At 67.8% G+C, this 19,628-nt stretch carries 19 protein-coding genes; 14 read left to right on the top strand and 5 right to left on the bottom strand.

The window, feature by feature from the left end:
• The first annotated feature begins 49 nt into the window (after positions 1-49).
• The 7 genes from A5707_RS05085 (at position 50) to A5707_RS05055 (ending at position 4,918) form a co-directional block, all read left to right on the top strand.
• On the top strand, positions 50-349 hold the full coding sequence (locus tag A5707_RS05085; protein WP_197495256.1) for a WXG100 family type VII secretion target: 300 nt from the start codon (positions 50-52) through the stop codon (positions 347-349).
• Positions 346-648, top strand: coding sequence for a WXG100 family type VII secretion target (locus tag A5707_RS05080; RefSeq protein ID WP_156657574.1), 303 nt, complete (start codon positions 346-348; stop codon positions 646-648). The genes A5707_RS05085 and A5707_RS05080 overlap by 4 nt, the downstream gene beginning before the upstream one ends.
• 221 nt (positions 649-869) lie before the next feature.
• Positions 870-1,313, top strand: coding sequence for a 50S ribosomal protein L13 (gene rplM, locus A5707_RS05075; RefSeq protein WP_065013428.1), 444 nt, complete (start codon positions 870-872; stop codon positions 1,311-1,313).
• Positions 1,310-1,786 (top strand): 30S ribosomal protein S9, encoded by a 477-nt coding sequence (rpsI, locus tag A5707_RS05070; protein ID WP_065013427.1) that lies wholly within the window; start codon positions 1,310-1,312, stop codon positions 1,784-1,786. The genes rplM and rpsI overlap by 4 nt, the downstream gene beginning before the upstream one ends.
• 99 nt (positions 1,787-1,885) lie before the next feature.
• Complete coding sequence (glmM, locus tag A5707_RS05065) at positions 1,886-3,223, top strand: phosphoglucosamine mutase (protein ID WP_065013426.1); 1,338 nt, start codon at positions 1,886-1,888, stop codon at positions 3,221-3,223.
• Between the two features lie 37 nt (positions 3,224-3,260).
• Positions 3,261-3,557: a type VII secretion target gene (locus A5707_RS05060; protein WP_065013425.1), complete on the top strand. Its 297-nt coding sequence runs from the start codon at positions 3,261-3,263 to the stop codon at positions 3,555-3,557.
• 5 nt (positions 3,558-3,562) lie between these two features.
• Positions 3,563-4,918, top strand: a complete 1,356-nt coding sequence (locus tag A5707_RS05055) for a hypothetical protein (protein WP_065013424.1) — start codon at positions 3,563-3,565, stop codon at positions 4,916-4,918.
• Here the strand turns inward: A5707_RS05055 and A5707_RS05050 are convergent, their stop codons facing one another.
• Positions 4,919-5,959 carry an LLM class F420-dependent oxidoreductase gene (locus tag A5707_RS05050; protein WP_065013423.1) on the bottom strand — a complete coding sequence of 347 codons (1,041 nt, stop codon included), beginning with the start codon at positions 5,957-5,959 and terminating at the stop codon, positions 4,919-4,921.
• A gap of 42 nt (positions 5,960-6,001) precedes the next feature.
• A complete protein-coding gene (locus A5707_RS05045; protein ID WP_065013448.1) occupies positions 6,002-6,844 on the bottom strand; it encodes a dienelactone hydrolase family protein in 843 nt (280 codons plus the stop codon).
• Positions 6,845-6,997: 153 nt separating this feature from the next.
• Here A5707_RS05045 and A5707_RS05040 point away from each other — a divergent pair, with 153 nt between their 5' ends.
• The 3 genes from A5707_RS05040 (at position 6,998) to A5707_RS05030 (ending at position 10,255) form a co-directional block, all read left to right on the top strand.
• Positions 6,998-8,512 (top strand): PAS domain S-box protein, encoded by a 1,515-nt coding sequence (locus tag A5707_RS05040; protein WP_065013422.1) that lies wholly within the window; start codon positions 6,998-7,000, stop codon positions 8,510-8,512.
• 194 nt (positions 8,513-8,706) lie between these two features.
• Complete coding sequence (locus A5707_RS05035; protein WP_065013421.1) at positions 8,707-9,420, top strand: hypothetical protein; 714 nt, start codon at positions 8,707-8,709, stop codon at positions 9,418-9,420.
• A gap of 202 nt (positions 9,421-9,622) precedes the next feature.
• Positions 9,623-10,255, top strand: coding sequence for a response regulator (locus tag A5707_RS05030; RefSeq protein ID WP_232000632.1), 633 nt, complete (start codon positions 9,623-9,625; stop codon positions 10,253-10,255).
• A gap of 9 nt (positions 10,256-10,264) precedes the next feature.
• Here A5707_RS05030 and A5707_RS05025 read toward each other — a convergent pair whose 3' ends face one another.
• Positions 10,265-10,642, bottom strand: a complete 378-nt coding sequence (locus tag A5707_RS05025; protein WP_232000631.1) for a LytR/AlgR family response regulator transcription factor — start codon at positions 10,640-10,642, stop codon at positions 10,265-10,267.
• Between the two features lie 161 nt (positions 10,643-10,803).
• On the opposite strand from A5707_RS05025, the gene glmS reads away from it, so the two are divergent.
• Entirely contained in the window at positions 10,804-12,672 is a 1,869-nt protein-coding gene (glmS, locus tag A5707_RS05020; RefSeq protein WP_065013419.1) for a glutamine--fructose-6-phosphate transaminase (isomerizing), read from the top strand.
• An 80-nt stretch (positions 12,673-12,752) separates the two neighbouring features.
• On the opposite strand, the gene A5707_RS05015 is transcribed toward glmS, so the two are convergent.
• Both A5707_RS05015 and A5707_RS05010 read right to left on the bottom strand, forming a co-directional pair.
• Positions 12,753-13,490, bottom strand: a complete 738-nt coding sequence (locus A5707_RS05015) for an SDR family NAD(P)-dependent oxidoreductase (protein ID WP_065013418.1) — start codon at positions 13,488-13,490, stop codon at positions 12,753-12,755.
• Positions 13,487-15,436: a flavin-containing monooxygenase gene (locus A5707_RS05010; protein WP_065013417.1), complete on the bottom strand. Its 1,950-nt coding sequence runs from the start codon at positions 15,434-15,436 to the stop codon at positions 13,487-13,489. The genes A5707_RS05015 and A5707_RS05010 overlap by 4 nt, the downstream gene beginning before the upstream one ends.
• A gap of 247 nt (positions 15,437-15,683) precedes the next feature.
• On the opposite strand from A5707_RS05010, the gene A5707_RS05005 reads away from it, so the two are divergent.
• From A5707_RS05005 to A5707_RS04995, 3 genes are read left to right on the top strand one after another with little or no spacing between them, the layout of a single operon-like run.
• Positions 15,684-16,532, top strand: a complete 849-nt coding sequence (locus A5707_RS05005) for a DUF4436 domain-containing protein (protein WP_065013416.1) — start codon at positions 15,684-15,686, stop codon at positions 16,530-16,532.
• Positions 16,533-16,582: 50 nt separating this feature from the next.
• Positions 16,583-17,998, top strand: a complete 1,416-nt coding sequence (locus tag A5707_RS05000; RefSeq protein WP_065013446.1) for a bifunctional ADP-dependent NAD(P)H-hydrate dehydratase/NAD(P)H-hydrate epimerase — start codon at positions 16,583-16,585, stop codon at positions 17,996-17,998.
• 24 nt (positions 17,999-18,022) lie between these two features.
• Entirely contained in the window at positions 18,023-19,402 is a 1,380-nt protein-coding gene (locus A5707_RS04995) for a glutamate decarboxylase (protein WP_065013415.1), read from the top strand.
• Positions 19,403-19,628 lie beyond the last annotated feature (226 nt).

Raw genomic sequence — 19,628 nt, 5'->3', positions numbered from 1 at the left:
GGCGGAACCCGACGCGGCTCGCCGGAGTCCTAACTGTGTGACCAACACCCTGCGCACCGACTTCGATTTGATGCGTTCCGTTGCGACGACCACCGATGCCCGCAACGAGGAGATCCGGGCGATGCTGCACACGTTCATCTCCCGCATGAACAGCGTGCCGCCGTCGGTGTGGGGCGGAGCTGCGGCCAGCCGGTTCAGAGAAGTGGTGGATCGCTGGAATGCCGAGTCGATCAAACTGCATCACGCGTTGGGTGGCATCGCGGAGAGCATCCGCTATAACGAGGCCGCACTGCGCGAAGCGGCCGACCAGCATGCGCACCACATCGCTGCCGCCGGCGGGAAGCTCTGACCATGGACCCAGTGCTGTCGTATGACTTCGGCGAAATCGAGTGCTCGGTCCGGCAGGAAATCCATGCCGTCTCCGCCCGTTTCAATGCCGCCCTCGAGGAATTGCGGTCTCAGGTTGCGCCGTTGCAGGAACTGTGGACTCGCGAGGCCGCTGCGGCCTATCGGGTTGAGCAACTCAAATGGCATCAGGCGGCCACTGCGCTCAACGAAATCCTGGTCGATTTGGGAAATGCGGTGCGTGACGGCGCCGACGACGTCGCCGGTGCCGATCGCCGGGCGGCCGGCGTTTGGGCGCGATAGCGCCTTGAGGCTCTGCTGGGGTCCCGGCGAGGGAGAGACGTCGGGACCCCGCAGTCATGGACCGGCGTTTTGACCTGCGCGGATGCTCGCCGGTAAGCTGCACCGTTGGCGTACGGTACGCCGGGGCTCGGGTCAATGTCGGTCGCCGAGAACCTCCCCTACCGTCGACGCCTGACCGGCACCCGGAACACCGGGATCCAACCCGAGAGAGGTTAAGCGCTGTGCCTACATACGCGCCTAAGGCGGGTGACACCACGCGGGCGTGGTACGTCATCGACGCCACGGACGTGGTGCTCGGCCGCCTTGCCGTCGCGGCAGCGACTCTGCTGCGCGGCAAGCACAAGCCGACGTTCACCCCCAATGTCGACGGTGGTGACTTCGTGATCATCGTCAACGCCGACAAGGTCGCCATCAGCGGCGACAAACTGCAGAACAAGCTGGCCTACCGCCACTCGGGTTATCCCGGCGGTCTGCGCAAGCGCACCATCGGCGAGCTGATGCAACGCCACCCCGACCGGGTCGTGGAGAAGGCGATCGTCGGGATGCTCCCCAAGAACAAGCTCGGCCGTCAGATCAAGCGCAAGCTGCGCGTCTACGCCGGCCCGGAGCACCCGCACACCGCCCAGCAGCCGGTTCCGTTCGAGATCAAGCAGGTGACGCAATGACTGAAGCGGTAGAGACCGAAACAACCGAAGCCCCGGCTGCCGAGACCGCGGACGCCTCGGCCCCGACCTCGGATTCGTTCGTGATCGAGCGCCCGATCCAGACCGTCGGCCGCCGCAAGGAAGCTGTGGTGCGGGTGCGACTGGTGCCCGGCACCGGCAAGTTCGACCTCGATGGCCGCAGCCTGGAGGCTTACTTCCCCAACAAGGTCCATCAGCAGCTGATCAAGGCTCCGCTGGTCACCGTCGACCGGCTGGAAAGCTTCGACATCTATGCCCACCTCGACGGTGGCGGCCCGTCCGGGCAGGCCGGCGCGCTGCGGTTGGCGATCGCCCGGGCTTTGATCCTGGTTACGCCCGAGGACCGGCCCGCGCTGAAGAAGGCCGGCTTCCTCACCCGCGACCCCCGGGCCACCGAGCGCAAGAAGTACGGGCTGAAGAAGGCCCGCAAGGCGCCGCAGTACAGCAAGCGCTGATCGGCGATCACTTTCTGGGCCGCGAGCGTGCGCAAAAACGGCCCGTTGTTGGCGTGTCGGGCCGGGGACACGCACGCTCGCGGCGGATAAAGGATGGCTATGGGTCGTCTGTTCGGCACGGATGGTGTCCGCGGGGTCGCCAACCGTGAGTTGACCGCCGAGCTCGCGTTGGCACTGAGCGCCGGCGCGGCGCGGCAACTGGCCGGACCGGGCGGGCAGCGGCGGCGGCTTGCCGTCGTGGGCCGCGACCCGCGGGCCAGCGGCGAGATGCTGGAAGCCGCGGTGATTGCCGGTCTGACCAGCGAGGGCGTCGACGCGCTGCGGGTCGGCGTGCTGCCGACACCGGCGGTGGCCTGCCTGACCGGCGCCTACGACGCCGATTTCGGTGTGATGATCTCGGCGTCGCACAACCCGATGCCTGACAACGGGATCAAGATCTTCGGGCCGGGTGGGCACAAACTCGACGACGCCACCGAGGATCGGATCGAGGAGGCGGTGGCCGCCGGACCGGGGCTGCGTGTGGTCGGCGCGGAGATCGGCCGCGTCGTCGACGCCGAAGACGCGCTGGACCGTTATTTGCGCCAGCTGAGCAAGGCCAACACCGCCCGGCTCGACGGGCTGACCGTCGTCGTCGACTGCGCACACGGGGCGGCGTCGGTGGCGGCGCCGCGCGCCTACCGCGCGGCCGGCGCCCGGGTTATCGCGATCAACGCCGAACCCGACGGGCTCAACATCAACGACGGCTGCGGGTCCACCCACCTGGATGTGCTGCGGTCGGCGGTGCTCGCCCATGGCGCCGACCTGGGCCTGGCCCACGACGGCGATGCTGACCGGTGCCTGGCGGTGGATGCCGCCGGCCAGGTCATCGATGGCGACCACATCATGGTGGTGCTGGCGTTGGCGATGCACGAAGCCGGCGAGCTGGCCAGCAGCACACTGGTGGCCACGGTGATGAGCAACCTCGGTCTGCACCTGGCGATGCGCGCAGCCGGAATCACCGTGCGCACCACCGGGGTGGGCGACCGTTACGTGCTGGAAGAGTTGCGGGCCGGCGACTACCGGCTCGGCGGCGAGCAATCCGGCCACATCGTGCTCCCGGCGCTGGCCACCACCGGCGACGGCATCCTGACCGGGCTGCGGCTGATGTCGCGGATGGCGCAAACTGGGTCACCGCTGGCCGAGCTGGCAGCGGCGATGCGCACCTTGCCACAGGTGCTGATCAACGTCGAGGTTGCCGACAAGGCCACCGCCGCTGCAGCGCCCGCCGTGCAGACCGCGGTCCAACAAGCCGAGGCCGAGCTCGGTGACACCGGGCGAATCCTGTTGCGCCCCTCGGGCACCGAGCAACTGATTCGTGTCATGGTGGAAGCTGACGACGAGGACACCGCGCGCCGGATCGCCGCCGCCGTTGCCGATTCGGTGCGCGCTCAGAGCTGAAGGGAACCCGGACCCGGCGCCGCGCGTCCTAACGGGTATGCGCCACACCTTCGTCGACGTCAGCGCCGTGCGCGCGGTCGCCAACCGGTTTGATACCACCGCGGACCTCATCGACGGCGCAGCACGTGACCGGTTGTCGCGGCTGGGTTTCGACGGCGCCACCGCCGGGCGGGCACATATCGCCAGCGGTGATGCCCTCCACACCGCGGTGTACCGGCTGACCGCTGCGCTGTCGCAGTGGGCCAGGGCATCGGCGGAAATCGCTGCGGCGCTGCGAGTCGGCGCCGAGCGGTACGCCGACGCCGACCGGCGCGGCGCGGCACGGATCGGGTAGCGCAGATGGCCGAACGGTTGGATGTGGCGGCGCGACTGGCCGAGGGCGCACCGGCCGTCGAGCACACCCAAACCTATGTAAACGCCTGCCGCGCAGTGGGTTACCAACATCCCGACCTGACCGCGCGCGACTCGCAAATCCGCGACTGGTACGAGGCCGAAGCTGGCATGCAGCTTCGGACGCTCGACAATGATTGCGCCGCACTGTGGGCCGCACTTAATGCGGCCGACGAAGCGCTGGCACTACAACGGGCCCAGGTCGGCGAGCTCGACGCGGCATGGCGCGGGCCCGGAGCCGACTCGGCGACGCAGTTCCTGCATCGGCACTGCGAAACCGCCGCCGCGGTGGTCGCCGCGGTGCGCACGGCGTCGCAGGAGTGCGGGGCGCTGCGCGACAACGTGTGGCAGCTGATCGACGGCAAAGTCGCGACGGCCATCGCCGTCGACGACCGCACGCAGCAGACCGCCTGGCTGGCCGCCGCGCACACCGTCGCGACCGGTGCGGGGGACCGGTCGGCCGCCGAGAATGTCATTCGCGAGCAGGTAATCCCGTACGTGGACAACGATATTCGCGTCGAGTGGCTTACTGCCATGCGCTCGGCCACCGAGTCGGTGGCGGCCGCGTATGACGCCGTTCTCGACGCGTTAGCGGCGGGACCGGAGGTGCGGTTCGAGCTCCCGAGCGACCTCGGCCCGCGACCGCAGCTCGAGGAGGTGCCGGGTCCGATCGGCGGAGTCGGGCCAATACCGGAAGCGCCGCCGCCGGTCGCCACCACGCCTGCGGCTGTATCGACCCCGTTGCCCCCGCCGGCTCCAGCGTCCCCGCTTCCGACGGACATACTCGACGCGTTGCCGGCCGATGAGCCGCTGCCTGAGGCTGCATTGGGAGATGGCGCCGGAATGCCCACCGGTGCAGGTACTTTGGGTGGGCTCGGCGGCCTTGGCGGCAGTATCGGCGGAGTAGTCGGCCAGATCATCGACGGTATTGCTGGTCTGGTGGGCTCGCTGACCGACGGCCTCGGCGATCCGTCGGTGCCCGATGACGCGCCGTTCGACGATGAGCTGGACGGCGACGATCCAGTCGACGAAGCGGCCGATGAGCGGCCCGACCGCGAGCATGAACCGCCACCGGCCGACACCGTCGAAGACGGCGCCGCTGCCGACACGTCTAGTGAAAACCCAGAAACGACAGAGCAAGTCGGCGGCCAACCGGTTGCGCAGCACGACAGCGCGCCACCGCCGACAATTGCGCCAGCGCCCGTCGCGCCGACACCACCGGCCCCGCCGCCGGAGGGGCCTGCGCCCGCCGATCCCACCCCGTGCCAGATCGCCGCCGACGAACTGCCCCAGGCAGGGCAATAGCTAGGGCAGCACCGCCTTCAGGTCCTCCACATACCGCACCGCTTCGAACCGGTCCGTAGTCACCGGCGTGGCCAACAGCGTCGTCACCCCCGCCTCGGCAAACGCCGCCACCCGCTCGGCGACGAACCCGCGCGGCCCGATCAGCGAAATCTGGCGCACCAATTCGTCGGGCACCGCAGCGATGGCCTCGGTCTTGCGGCCGGACAGATACAACTCCTGGATCCGGTTGGCCACCTCACCGAAGCCATACCGGGTTGCCAGGTTGTGGTAGAAATTGCGCCCCTTGGCGCCCATGCCCCCGATGTACAGACCAAGCTGCGGCTTGACCCACGCCAGCCGGTCCTCGACGTCGTCGCCTATGGCCAGCGACGTGCCCACCATCACGTCCAGCGGTCCCAGCGACGGATCACGTTTGGCCCGACCGGCGTCCAGCGCCTCGCCCCACACCGACTGCGCCTTCTCCGGGTAGAAGAACACCGGCTGCCAGCCTTCGGCGATCTCGGCGGTCAACTCGACGTTTTTAGGTCCCAACGCCGCGATCGAGATCGGAATCCGTTCGCGCACCGGGTGATTGATGATATGCAGGGCCTTGCCCAGACCGGTTCCCCGTTCGGGCGGCAGCGGAACCTGATAGTGCTTGCCGTGGTAGGTGACCCGGTCGCGTCGCCACACCTGGCGGCAGATGTCGACCACCTCTCGGGTGCGGCCCAGCGGGGCGTCGAAGGCCACCCCGTGAAAGCCCTCGACGACTTGCGGCCCTGAGGTGCCGATGCCCAGCCGGAACCGGCCATCGGAGACGAAGTCCAGGCCCGCGGCGGTCATCGCCAGCAGCGACGGGGTGCGGGTATAGATCGGAAACACCCCCGACGCCAATTCGACGGCCGAGGTCTTGGCAGCCAGATACCCCAACTGGCTGACCGCGTCGTACGAATATGCCTCGGCCACCACGGCGACGTCGATACCGGCCGTCTCGAGTGCTACGACACGGTCGGCGGCTTCGTGAAAGCCGCCGGAATAGTCGAGCATGACGCCGATTCGCATTTACGACACATACCACGCCGGCCGGGCGCCGCGGTGAGGCGCTCAGTGCTTGAGCAGCGCGACGAACTTTTCTTCGGGGCTCACCGGCGTCAACGCCTCCTCCGCCGGCACGGTCCTGGGCAACTGCACTTCGGGGTCGGCGAAGTCGCGATAGGTCTTGTCGCCTGCGAGCTCATAGCGTAGGTACCCGGTCAGCAGCCCACGGACTGCCTGCTGTGTTTTGCGGTGCGCGCCGGGCAGTCCGACCACCGCCGACAGCCGACGTCCTTCGGCCAGCCCGCCGGGCTGGGCCTTGCCGACAATCCGCAGTGTCGCGGCATCCCACGCCTGCGCAATCGCAAGTGCGTTGGAGCGCAACGTTTTCGCGTCCCCGGGAGCGCTGAAGACTACACCGGGGCCTTGCAGCGTCGCGGCGGGTTGCTCGGCAGGTGGTGCGGTGACCGACGGGAAGATCGCCGCAACGGCTTTGGGCTTGGTCGGCATCCCGGCCGCCGCGAACACCGCGGCCGACCCGCCGAAGCCGTGACCGACCAGGCCCAGTTTGGTCGGATGCACGCTGATCTTGCCCGGCCCCAGGCGGACGCCTGCCGCGATGTCGAGGGCGGTACCCAGGTCGAACGCCAGGTTCAGCACCGAGGGGGCCAGTCCGCGTTCGGTGTCGGGGGCGGCTGCGACGATGCCCCAGGATGCCAGGTGCTCCAGCAGTTTCGAGTAGCGCTCGACGCCGGCAAGCCAGTCGTGGCCGAAGGCGATCGCGGGCAGGTTCAATCCGGCCTCCGGCGTGTAGACCACGCCGGGCAGACCGGCGAAAGCCAGGTCGCCGCGCAACACACGGTGCGGTCCACGCCGGGTCAAAGCGGCGAAAAGCTTCCTCATGCTGGCCACGCGTTGACGGTAGCGCACCACGGCAGCCTGGCGACGCTGCAGAGCGCGTAGCGCGATGAGGAGGAGCCAGGCAATTAGACGCGGTGCGCAAGTCTGACTATCAGCGTCATGATTCCCGGGCGCAGGCCGCCGCCGCGGAGCGATACTCCCAAGATGGCGGCAACCGACCACAGCGTCGACGACGCACTGCGCGACAGCCATCGGGAGCTGGAACGGTTTTTCGATCTGTCCACGGACCTGTTGGTGATTGCCGACCGGCACCGGTTGATCCGGGTCAACCCGGCCTTCAGCCGAATCTTCGGGTACGCGCCCGGCACCGCGGTGAAGGCGACCGATTTTGCCGCGCCCGAGGACCAAGAGGACGTCGACGCGGCCATCAAAGAGCTTTTCCGCGCCGGCGTGCCGATGGGCTTCGAAAGCCGGGTGGTCTGTCCCGACGGCAGCCGACGCTGGTTCGAATGGAGCGTGGTACCCCAACACGGGCTGATTTGTTGCCTGGGCCGCGACGTCACCGAGCGGCGCCGCGAACAGGAGCAGTTGCGTCATCTGGCAACGCAGCAAGCCGCGTTGCGGCGGGTGGCGACACTCGTGGCGAGCGGGGTCAGCCCGCAAGAGGTGTTCGGCGCGGTGGCCGAGGAGATGGGCCGATGCCTGGAGGTGCCCTACGCCGAGGTGCTCCGTTACGAGGACGACGGCACCGCGATCGTTGTCGTCGCCTGCTATGCCGAAGCCGGGGCGCATGGCCTTGCCATCGGGGAGCGGCTGCCTTTGGAGGGCCAAAACGTGGCCGGAGAGGTGTTCCGCACCGGCCGCGCCTACCGCATGGAAAGTCTCGACAACGCCGCCGGGCCGCTCGTCGCGCGCATGCGGGAATTGGGCATGCATTCCCGGGTGGGCGCACCGATCATCGTCGACGAACGGGTGTGGGGCCTGGCGTTGGTCGGTTCGTCCGGGCCGGAGTCGCTGCCGGTCAACAGTGAGCAGCGCATCGCCGAATTCGCCGAGCTGATCGCCACCGCAATCGCCGCGGCCACCACCCGCGCCGAGCTGGTGGCGTCCCGGGCCCGGATCGTCGCCGCCGCCGACGATGCGCGGCGCCGCATCGAACGCGACCTGCACGACGGTGCCCAACAACGGCTGGTCTCGCTGGGCCTGCGGCTGCGGATGGCAGAGGAATTGGTGCCGGCCGATCTGACCGAGGTCAGAAACGAGCTGTCCGAGGCGGTCGCCGGTTTGAACGAAGTCTTCACCGACCTGCAGCAGCTCTCCCGCGGCATCCATCCGGGCATCCTCGCCAAAGGGGGACTCGCCGCCGCGCTGCGCAACCTGGCACGGCGATCCGCCGTTCCGGTCACTCTCGACCTGGACATCGACCGCCGGTTGCCGGAGCCTGCCGAGGTTGCCGCCTATTACGTGGTGGCCGAAGCGCTGACCAACGCCGACAAGCACGCTCAAGCGAGTGAAGTCACGATCGCCGCGCACGTCGACGACGCGAATTTGTATGTGTCGATTGGCGACGACGGCGTCGGCGGCGCCGATGCCGCCAGCGGATCAGGGCTGATTGGGCTGAAAGACCGCGTCGAGGCGGTCAGCGGACAGTTCAAGGTCGAATCCCGGCCGGGCAGCGGGACGTCGCTGGACGTCACGATTCCCGTCGACGGCGCATAACGCTACAGCGGATACAGCTCAGGCGGATTGACGACGATCGCCGCCACGGGCGGTGCGGTATTCCTGCTAGCAGGTAGGCCGATATTGCAGGTCGCCGCAGGCAGTAATGGTTGCCAGCCTAGACGACTTTTCCCGGCCCAAGCCTGAGTCTTGACGGAGTCACCACGTCGGCATCACGAAGGGACTCAACCGAAATGAACCACGACGATCTCATCCAACTGCGCTTGGTCGCCGGATCGTATCCGGCCGGTTCAGGCAAAGGGTGCGCGATGAACGCGATCTCCTACATCAACGGCGACACCGAGATCACCGACTTTCCGGACTGCTCGGCCCGGCCGCTGGCTGCTTTCGTCCAGTGGTGCAACGACCTGCTCGCCGGCCCCGGTGGTTTCCTGTCCCGCGAAGACGGTGCCGTTGCGCTCGACCTCGGCTGGCAGACGGTGGGGACCGCCGAAGTGGCCGACACCGTGATCCACGCGTGGGTCGCCGAACTGCTGGACAACCCCGTCTGGGGAGTCATTCGCTACGCGGAAGACGATGCTGCCCAAGCGATTTCGGACATCGCCAAGTTGCACCGCCAAGTCGCATCCGGTGACACACCACCGGTGGCCGCCTGGGGCGCGGCGCATCGCGCCGCCTATGCGGCGTCCCGCGCGACCAAGCGGATGCTCAACGCGGCCGAACTCTATGCCCTGCGGGCGGCCTACCAATCGACGGCACCTATCGACGCCGAGCACCTGAAGACCTTGGACGCCGTGACCGGCAATGCGTTGCGCGCCCACTCGGTGGTCGTCGGTAGCACGGATTGCAGCCACGCCGTCGACCTCGCCCGCTGCGCGATCCGGTCCTGGCGCGCGCTGGCCGGGCTGGCCGGCGACGTCCGCTACCGCGTGCGGCTGTCGGCGTAGCGGCGATCGCAAGCGCGGCGTGTCCGGGCACGGCGGGTCGCCGCCATTGGTCTAGCGGCAGACGGATTCCGGCAGCCCGCCCTCGCCGACGTCTCGCTTTGGTGCAAGATGTGTCCGAACGCAACGGTCACCGTTTTCCGAAGGGCACCCGCTGAGCGCCGACACGACTACTACCGAGACGCCGTCGCCGCTGCGTGCGGTAGTGGCCGACGACGAAACACTGCTGCGCGAAGGCCTGACCAGCTTGCTGGACCGGTCGGGGTTCACGGTGGTGGGTCAGGCGGGCGACGCCGCCGAACTGCTCGCGCAAGCGCGCAGCCACGCCCCCGATGTGGTCGTCGTCGATATCCGGATGCCGCCGACTCATACCACCGAGGGGTTGGACGCCGCCCGAACGATCCGCGAAGAGCTGCCCGACACCGGGATCATGGTGCTGTCTGCTCATGTCGACGTCGAGCATGCAATGGAGTTGTTGGCCGGCGGCGGCGGGATCGGCTATCTGCTCAAAAGCCGGGTCACCGACGTCGCCGATTTCGTGGACACCCTGCGCCGGATCGCCAACGGCGCCTCGGTGGTCGACCCGGCGCTGGTGCAGGAACTGGTATCGGGCCGGCGCCGCGACGACCCGCTGTCGGTGCTGTCGCCGCGCGAACTCGAGGTGCTGGAGTTGATGGCCGAAGGCCGCTCCAATGCGGGCATCGCGCGGCGGCTGTGGGTGGCTGAGGGCACCGTCGAAAAGCACGTCCGCAGCATCCTGACCAAACTGGATCTGACCGAAACAGACGACGACCACCGCCGGGTACGCGCGGTGATCACGTTCCTGGAAGCCAGATAAACCCCTCGATTAGCTGGCGTTGTCCAGAATTTCGCGGATCGCGGCACCCGACACGACGGACTTCGGCAAGAAAGCCACCGCCGGGCTCGTCGAGATCAACTCCGCAAAGTCCTCCTCGGCATGGGTAGAGATCAAAATCACTCGTGGGGCAGCGTCGGCGCCCCGATGCAGTTGTTCAGCCAGGTCGAATCCGCTTTCCCCGTCCAGCTCGATATCGACCAGGGTGACGTCGGGGCGCAGGTCTTGGACGCATTGCACCCCGGCCGACGACGAGTGCGCCACCCCCACGACGTCGATGTTCTGCCGCTCGAGCAGTCGAGCCGCAGCATTAAGGAAGTCGCGGTTGTTGTCCACGATCACGCAGCGCAATACCCCACCCGTTGCCACACCGTCCAGTGTCGCGGGCGGGACGGCCGGGCGCATACCTGCTAGCTGGAAACTATTTGCGCCCCGCGAGCGGTACGCGTTGTGCCGCATCCGGAGCAGGAGCACCCCCTGACCTGCTGAATTCGACGGTGGTGGCCCCTACTGCACTACCCTGATGGGCTATGTGCGGAATCGTCGGCTACGTCGGGCAGCAGTCTGCCTGCGAGGTCGTCGTCGAAGCGCTGCGCCGGATGGAGTACCGCGGCTACGACTCGGCCGGCATCGCGCTGATCGACGGGGCCGGCGAACTCACCGTCCGGCGGCGAGCCGGCCGGCTGGCCAACCTCGAGGAGTCGCTGCGCGATACCGATTCCGCAGCGCTGAGCGGCACCACCGGTCTGGGACATACCCGCTGGGCCACCCACGGCCGCCCCACCGACCGCAATGCACACCCACACAGTGACGCGGCCGGCAAGATCGCCGTCGTCCACAACGGCATCATCGAGAACTTCGCCACCTTGCGCCACGAGTTGGAGGCCGCCGGTGTGGAGTTCGCCAGCGACACCGACAGCGAGGTGGCCGTGCACCTGGTGGCGCAGGCGTACCGACACGGGCCGACTGCCGGTGATTTCACTGCGTCGGTGCTGGCGGTCGTGCGCCGACTGGAAGGGCACTTCACCCTGGTGTTCGCCAACGCCGACGAACCCGGCACCATCGTCGCCGCCCGTCGCTCCACGCCGCTGGTGGTCGGCATCGGCGACGGCGAGATGTTTCTGGGCTCCGACGTGGCCGCGTTCATCCCGCATACCCGCGACGCGGTCGAGCTGGGCCAGGACCAGGCGGTGGTGATCACCGCCGATGGCTACCGGATCACCGATTTCGACGGCAACGACGACGCCGCCAACGCCCGTCCCTTCCATATCGACTGGGATCTGGACGCCGCCGAGAAGGGCGGCTACGAGTACTTCATGCTCAAGGAGATCGCCGAGCAGCCGACCGCGGTGGCCGACACGCTGCTCGGGCACTTCGTCGACGGCCGGATCGTGCTCGACGAGCAGCGGCTCTCCGACCAGGAGCTTCGCGAGGTCGACAAGGTGTTCGTGGTCGCCTGCGGGACCGCCTACCACTCCGGGCTGCTGGCCAAATACGCGATCGAGCACTGGACTCGGCTACCCGTCGAGGTGGAGTTGGCCAGTGAGTTCCGCTATCGCGACCCGGTGCTGGACCGCAGCACGCTGGTGGTGGCGATCTCGCAGTCCGGCGAGACCGCCGACACCCTCGAAGCGGTCCGGCACGCCAAGGAGCAGAAGGCCAAGGTGCTGGCGATCTGCAACACCAACGGCAGCCAGATTCCGCGGGAATGTGACGCGGTGCTCTATACCCGCGCCGGGCCGGAGATCGGCGTGGCGTCGACCAAGACGTTTTTGGCGCAGATCGCGGCGAACTACCTCGTCGGCCTGGCGCTGGCGCAGGCCCGCGGCACCAAATACTCCGACGAGGTCGAGCGCGAATACCGGGAGCTGGAAGCGATGCCGGATCTCGTGGCCCGCGTGCTCACCGGCATCAGGCCGGTTGCCGACTTGGCCTACCGGTTCGCCCAGTCGTCGACCGTGTTGTTCCTCGGTCGCCACGTCGGCTACCCGGTGGCGCTGGAAGGCGCGCTGAAACTCAAAGAATTGGCGTACATGCATGCCGAGGGCTTTGCCGCCGGCGAGCTCAAGCACGGCCCGATCGCGCTGATCGAGGACGACCTGCCGGTGATCGTGGTGATGCCGTCACCGAAGAACTCGTCGACGCTGCACGCCAAGCTGCTGTCCAACATCCGCGAGATCCAGACCCGCGGCGCGGTGACCATCGTGATCGCCGAGGAGGGCGACGACACCGTCCGCCCCTATGCCGATCACTTGATCGAAATCCCCGCGGTATCAAGGCTTTACCAGCCGCTGCTGTCGACGATCCCGCTGCAGGTGTTCGCCGCGTCAGTGGCCCGCGCGCGGGGTTATGACGTGGACAAGCCGCGCAACCTGGCCAAGTCGGTCACCGTCGAGTAGCAGCTTTTCGCGAAACGGACGCCACGGTCGTGATCCGGGCCCGATCACAGCCCTAGCTTCTGACTGGCGTGCGATCGTGCTCACGGGTGCCGGGCCGTGACGCCGCCGTCGACGACGACGTGAGTGCCGGTGATGAACGACGCCCGCGGCGACATCAAGAACGCCACAGCTTGCGCCACCTCGGCGGGCTCGCCGATCCGGCCCAGCGGTGCGGCTTGCACAAAGCCGGCGCGGACCTCCTCGACGTCGAGGGCGATCTGCAGCATCGGGGTGTGAATGAAGCCGGGGCACACCGCGTTGACCCGGATACCGGCCGGCCCCAGTTGGGCGGCCATCGACCGGGTCAAACCCAGCAGGCCGGCCTTGGAGGCGCAGTAGGCCGGGATGAACGGGTTGGCGGCCAAACCTTCGATACTCGAAATTCCCACCACCGCCGGCGAACGGCCTTGGCGCGCCGACTGTTCCAGTTGCGGCAGCAGTAACTGCACCAGCATCGCCTGGGCGCGCAGATTCACGTCGAGGATGGCGTCCCAGGAGTCGCCGGTGTAGGCGCCGACCGGCTCGGCGAGCACCCGCCCAGCGGCGTGCACCAGGCCGTCGACGCCGTCGAGCGCCTCGGCGGCGGCGGCGACCGCGTCGGGCAGCGCGGCGTCGTCACTGACGTCGACCACGGAGCCCGGCATGCTCAACTCCGCGGCGACCTGCTGCACCGCCGGGGCGATGTCCCACAGCGCGACCCGCCGGCCGTCGGCGATCAGCGCCTCTGCACTGGCCCGCCCGATGCCCGACGCGCCACCGGTGACGATTACTCCGCTCACTGCGCTCCTTTCGCGCCGATTTTCCGTACGACGAACTGCGACCAGTCGGGTTCGCGGACCGCCGTCCAGTACTCGTTGAGTCGCCACGGGCTGACGGTGTGGATCTCGCCGTCGGTGTTCTTGAAGTAAGAGTGCTTGACCGCGGGGTGTGACCACACCATCTGTTTGATCTCGGCCTGGGTGCGTTGATGCCATGCGAGGGCCGCCTCGGCGGTCGGTTCGACGGAATGCACGCCGCCCCTGGCCAATTCCTCCAGGCACGTGTTGATGTAACGCATCTGCAGTTCGGAGTTGAAGATCAGGCTGCCGCCGTGGGCCAGATGTGCGCCCGGGCCGTAGAGCAGAAAGAAGTTGGGAAAGCCCGGAACGGTGATCCCCAGATACGCGTAGGGCCGTTGACCCCACAGCGTATGCAGGTCGGCGCCGTCGCGGCCGGTGATCGTCATCGGCCACAGCACGTCGGTGTGCCGAAAGCCGGTGGCGTAGACGATGACATCGACCTCGTGGTGGACGCCGTCGTCGGTGACGACGCCGCTGGGGGTGATCCGCTGGATCGGGGTGCGTACCAACTCGACGTCGTCGCGGCGCAGCGTGGCCAGCCAGGTGCCGTTGTCCTGCAGCGTCCGTTTGCCGGTCGCCGGGTAATCCGGCAGCACCTTGGCCAACAGATCTTGGTCTGCCCCAATCTGATTGGTGATCCAGTCGGTAAACATCAACCGCGCGGCCGCGTTGATCTCGCTGACCGCATACTCCTGATCGGAGTAATCAGGGTCCACGCGTGCAGCGTCGAGTCCTTTGTCGGCGCCGGGCCACAACACCAGGAAGCGATACCAGCGACCGTAGAACGGCAGGTGGTCCATCGCCCAGCGCACTCCGTCGCCGACGCACTCGTGATACATCGGGTTGGGAAACATCCACTGTGCGCTGCGTTGGAAGACCGTCAGATGCTCGACGTCCTCGATGATGGCCGGAGCGATCTGAAATCCGCTGGCGCCCGCGCCGATCAGCGCCACCCGCTTACTGGCCAGGTCGACGGAATGGTCCCAGGCCGCCGAGTGAAACGACGGCCCACTGAAGGTGTCCGCCCCGTCGAAGGCTGGGACATGGGGCCGGTTGAGCTGTCCGACCGCGGTGATGACGGCGCGGGCCCGCAACGTGGTGATCTGGCCGTCGTGAGACCGCGCGGTCAGCGTCCACGTCCCGTGGTCGTCGTTCCATGCGGCCGCGGTGATCTCGGTCTGCCAACGTATCTGCTCACCCAGGCCGTGCTTGTCGATCAGCTTGGTGAAATACGCCTGCAACTCGGGTTGTTCGGCAAAGAAGTGCGTCCAGTCGTTGCTGGGTTCGAAGCTGTAACAGTAGAAGTGGTTGGCGACGTCGACACGGGCGCCCGGATAGGTGTTCTCCCACCAGGTTCCACCCGGGCCGGCATTCTTCTCCACGATCGTGAACGGAATATTGGCCTGGCGCAGCCGGATTCCGGCCAGGACGCCGGATTCGCCGCAGCCGATCACCACGACGGGCAGCTCCTGCGTGCGGTCGGGATCCAGCGGCGCCGGGCGGCGCGGGTCGATGCCGTCGAGGTCCATCTCCTCCAGCAGCAGCTCGACGTAGCCGTCGGGCACGATTTCGCAGGCCGCCCAGTCCATCATCTCTTTGACGAGGTCGCGGGGCAGGGGCGCGGGCTCGGGGCAGCCGCGATCGCGGTAGTCGACGATCACCGGCAGCGCCGCCGCGCGGGCCCGGGCTTTGTCGTCCTCGGACATGAACCCCTGGACCTCGTTGAGAAAGATCCCGGCGGGTTTGAACTCGCGGATGAAGCGCGGCTCACCGGTGATGTGCACCAGCGAGAGCAGCAGCGTCGGGATGCTCACCTGCTCCAGCGCGGCCGCGATCTCGGCTGTGGACGTGGTGAACGGCCGGCCGGCATAGCGGCTGCACGTCAAGTCGAGTCCTTTCGTCCGCCTATTACGCTACGCATAGTTGCGTAATCGCTGGATACCCTACGCGGACGGCTGTGACGGATCAAGAGTGCTGTCCCGCCGTGGCGGACTAATTCACCGAAATTGGTTTCGTCGGCGTTAGCTTCATGCTCAAATCCGAGTCATTGTGTCGGCGAGGAGATCTCATTGTGCAAAACGAGTCGGTCGAGTGGCCGGAAGTCGGCTTAACGGGCACCGGGTTTGGGTCTTCGTGAAATTCGCTATAGCGGGACTCATCGTGGCGGTCCTCGGCGCTTACGTCGCGTCGGTCGTGCTCTACGCCAACGGCGGCATGGGGCACCGCCAGACCGATGGCGCACCCCCGGCCGACGTGACCGTCGCGAACTTCAATGTCGAAGACATTCAATCGAACAACACGGTGCTGGTTGCCAACCTGACCATTTCGCCGGGGTCGGCACTGCTCGACCCGCACACCCACCGACTGGCCGACGAGCTCAGCGTCGCAGTTACATCAGTGGCCCAACCGACCATGCGGACATGGTCAAAAGACGTACTTCCCGGTGTTTTTCCCGTTCCGTTGACGCTTAGCGGCCAGGCGGAAGACTGGCCCTTCGACAGCTACCATTCCGGCCCGATCACGGTCGAATTGTTTCGCGGCGCGGCGAAGGTCCCGGAGCCCGCGATGGTGACCTTCACCAATCGCCTGCCCGGCTGGCGAGTCGATACGGGCCCCGCTGCCCAGAGCGAGATTTTCGCCCCGCATCGGGTGGAGTTGCGGCGATCAACAAGTACGGCAGCGTTCGCCATCGTCATTGTCACCGTTCTGGTGGTGATTGCCGCCCAAGCGCTGTTCGTCGCGGTTCAAACGTTGCGCAACCGCCGCCCGTTCCAGCCGCCCATGACGACGTGGTACGCCGCGATGCTGTTCGCGGTGGTGCCGCTGAGAAACGCGCTGCCGGGGTCGCCGCCGTTCGGGAGTTGGATCGACGTCACCGTCGTGCTCTGGGTCATCGTGTTGTTGGTGGTCGCGATGCTGCTCTACATCGCTTGCTGGTGGCACCATCTGAGGCCACACGTCGCGGGCGACTTTGGCGGCTGAGCCGTCGGGGAGCGCGGCGCATCGCGGCGCGGCATGCAATCCTGGGGATGATGCGGCACTACTACTCCGTTGACGCGATTCGCGAAGCCGAAGCGCCGCTACTGGCAACCCTGCCCGACGGCGCGCTGATGCGCCGGGCGGCCTACGGGCTGGCCACCGAAATCCTCCGCGAGTTGACCGCCCGCACCGGCGGAGTGGCGGGGCGGCGGGTGTGCGCAGTGGTCGGCTCCGGCGACAACGGCGGCGACGCGCTGTGGGCGGCGACGTTTCTGCGTCGCCGGGGTGCAGCCGCCGACGCCGTCTTGCTCAACCCCGAACGGGCCCACCGCCAGGCCCTCGCGGCGTTCCGAAAGTCGGGCGGGCGCATCGTCGACTCCATCGCCAGCACCACCGACCTGGTCATCGACGGCGTGGTGGGTATTTCCGGGTCTGGGCCGCTGCGACCGGCGGCCGCCGAACTCTTCGCCGGCGTCGGTGCGATTCCGGTGGTTGCCGTCGACATCCCCAGCGGCATCGACGTGGCCACCGGCGCCATCACCGGCCCCGCAGTACACGCCGCGTTGACCGTCACCTTCGGTGGGCTCAAACCCGTGCACGCGCTGGCCGACTGCGGCCGCGTTCGGCTGGTCGACATCGGTCTGGGCCTCCCCGACACCGATGTACGTGGTTTCGAGACTCCCGACGTGGTGGCGCGCTGGCCGGTGCCCGGACCCGACGACGACAAGTACACCCAGGGCGTGACCGGCATCCTGGCGGGTTCGTCGACCTATCCCGGCGCGGCCGTGCTGTGCACCGGCGCGGCGGTGGCCGCCACCTCCGGCATGGTCCGCTATGCGGGCCGCGCGCACGCTGAGGTGCTGGCGCACTGGCCCGAAGTCATCGCCTCGCCCACTCCCGCGACGGCCGGGCGGGTGCAGTCCTGGGTGGTCGGGCCGGGGCTGGGCACCGAGGACACCGGCGCCGCCGCGCTGTGGTTCGCATTGGACACCGACCTGCCGGTGATCGTCGACGCCGATGCGCTGACCATCCTGGCCGCGCACCCCGAACTGGTCAGCGCCCGCCGCGCGCCGACCGTCCTCACCCCGCACGCCGGCGAATTCGCCCGACTGGCCGGCGCCCCGCCGGGCGAGGACCGCATCAGCGCCACCCGCAAGCTCGCCGACGCGTTCGGCGCGACCGTGCTGCTCAAAGGCAACGTCACCGTCATCGCCGAACCCGACGGCCCGGTCTACCTGAGTCCGGCCGGCCAATCCTGGGCGGCCACCGCCGGATCCGGTGATGTGCTGTCCGGCATGATCGGCGCGCTGCTGGCAGCCGGCCTGCCGACGGGCGAGGCGGCCGCGGCGGCGGCCTTCGTGCATGCCCGCGCGGCGGCGCTGTCGGCCGGCGATCCCGGACCCGGCGACGCGCCCACGTCGGCGTCGCGCATCCTCGGCCACATCCGCACCGCGCTGGCCGGCCTGTAGCCCGCACCAACGAAAGGATTCGCCGTGCCCCACCCCTCAGTCCCCGCGCATTCAGTCAGCCCCGCCTACACCGGCCGGCTGTTCACCGCACCGGTGCCCGCGTTGCGGATGCCCGACGAATCGATGGATCCCGAAGCCGCCTACCGCTTCATCCACGACGAGTTGATGCTCGACGGCAGCTCACGACTGAACCTGGCCACGTTCGTCACCACCTGGATGGACCCCGAGGCCGGCAAGCTGATGGCCGAAACGTTCGACAAGAACATGATCGACAAGGACGAATACCCGGCGACCGCGGCCATCGAGCAGCGCTGCGTGTGCATGGTCGCCGATTTGTTCCACGCCGAGGGGCTGCGCGACGACGACCCGTCCAGCGCCATCGGGGTGTCGACGATCGGCTCGTCTGAGGCGGTGATGCTGGGCGGGCTGGCGCTGAAGTGGCGCTGGCGGGCGAAGGTCGGCAAGGACTGGAAAGGCCGCACCCCCAACCTGGTGATGGGCTCCAACGTGCAGGTGGTCTGGGAGAAGTTCTGCCGCTACTTCGACGTCGAACCCCGCTACCTGCCGATGGAAGAGGGCCGCTACGTCATCACCCCCGAGCAAGTGGTGGAGGCCGTCGACGAGGACACCATCGGCGTGGTGGCCATCCTGGGCACCACCTACACCGGTGAGCTCGAACCGGTCGCGGAGATCTGCGCGGCCCTGGACAAGCTGGCCGGCGGCGGCGGAGTCGACGTTCCGGTACACGTCGACGCGGCCAGCGGCGGCTTCGTGGTGCCGTTCCTACATCCCGGCCTGAAGTGGGACTTCCGGCTGCCGCGGGTGGTGTCGATCAACGTCAGCGGCCACAAATACGGCCTGACCTATCCCGGCATCGGGTTTGTGGTGTGGCGCAGCCGCGAACACCTGCCCGAAGACCTTGTCTTCCGGGTCAACTACCTGGGCGGCGACATGCCGACCTTCACGCTGAATTTCTCCCGGCCGGGGAATCAGGTCGTGGGCCAGTACTACAACTTTCTGCGGCTGGGCCGGGAAGGCTATACCCAGGTGATGCAGTCGCTGTCGCAGACGGCGCGCTGGCTGGGCCAGCAGCTCAAAGCGGGCGAGCATTTCGACTTGATCTCCGACGGGTCGGCGATCCCGGTGGTGGCCGCCCGGCTGCGCGGCGACCGCGGCTACACGGAGTTCGACGTCTCCCACGAACTGCGCACCTTCGGCTGGCAGGTGCCGGCCTACACCATGCCCGACAACGCCACCGACGTCTCGGTGCTGCGCATCGTGGTGCGCGAAGGGCTCTCCGCCGACCTGGCGCGGGCATTGCATGACGACACGGCGACCGCGCTGAAGAACCTGGACAAGGTCAAGCCCGGCGGGCACTTCGACGAGCAGCACTTCGCCCACTGAGCTTGGCGATCGGCCGCTCGTCTGGGAAATCGCAGTCATCTCCCCGCTATTGTCCCAGAAGCGGGCGTGGAGGCCGCTACACCCCGATTGTGCGGTTTCATACGCTCTTCCCGGCGTGTTGCGTATGAAACCGCACACTCGGCGCGGAGGAGCGGCCGATCGCCAAGCTCAGTGGGCGAAGTGCTGCTCGTCGAAGTGCCCGCCGGGCTTGACCTTGTCCAGGTTC

This window comes from Mycobacterium kyorinense, from assembly GCF_001672775.1.
GTDB lineage: Bacteria > Actinomycetota > Actinomycetes > Mycobacteriales > Mycobacteriaceae > Mycobacterium > Mycobacterium kyorinense_A.
The sequence above is the reverse complement of the archived record's forward strand: the minus strand, read 5'-3'. Positions and strand labels throughout refer to the sequence as shown.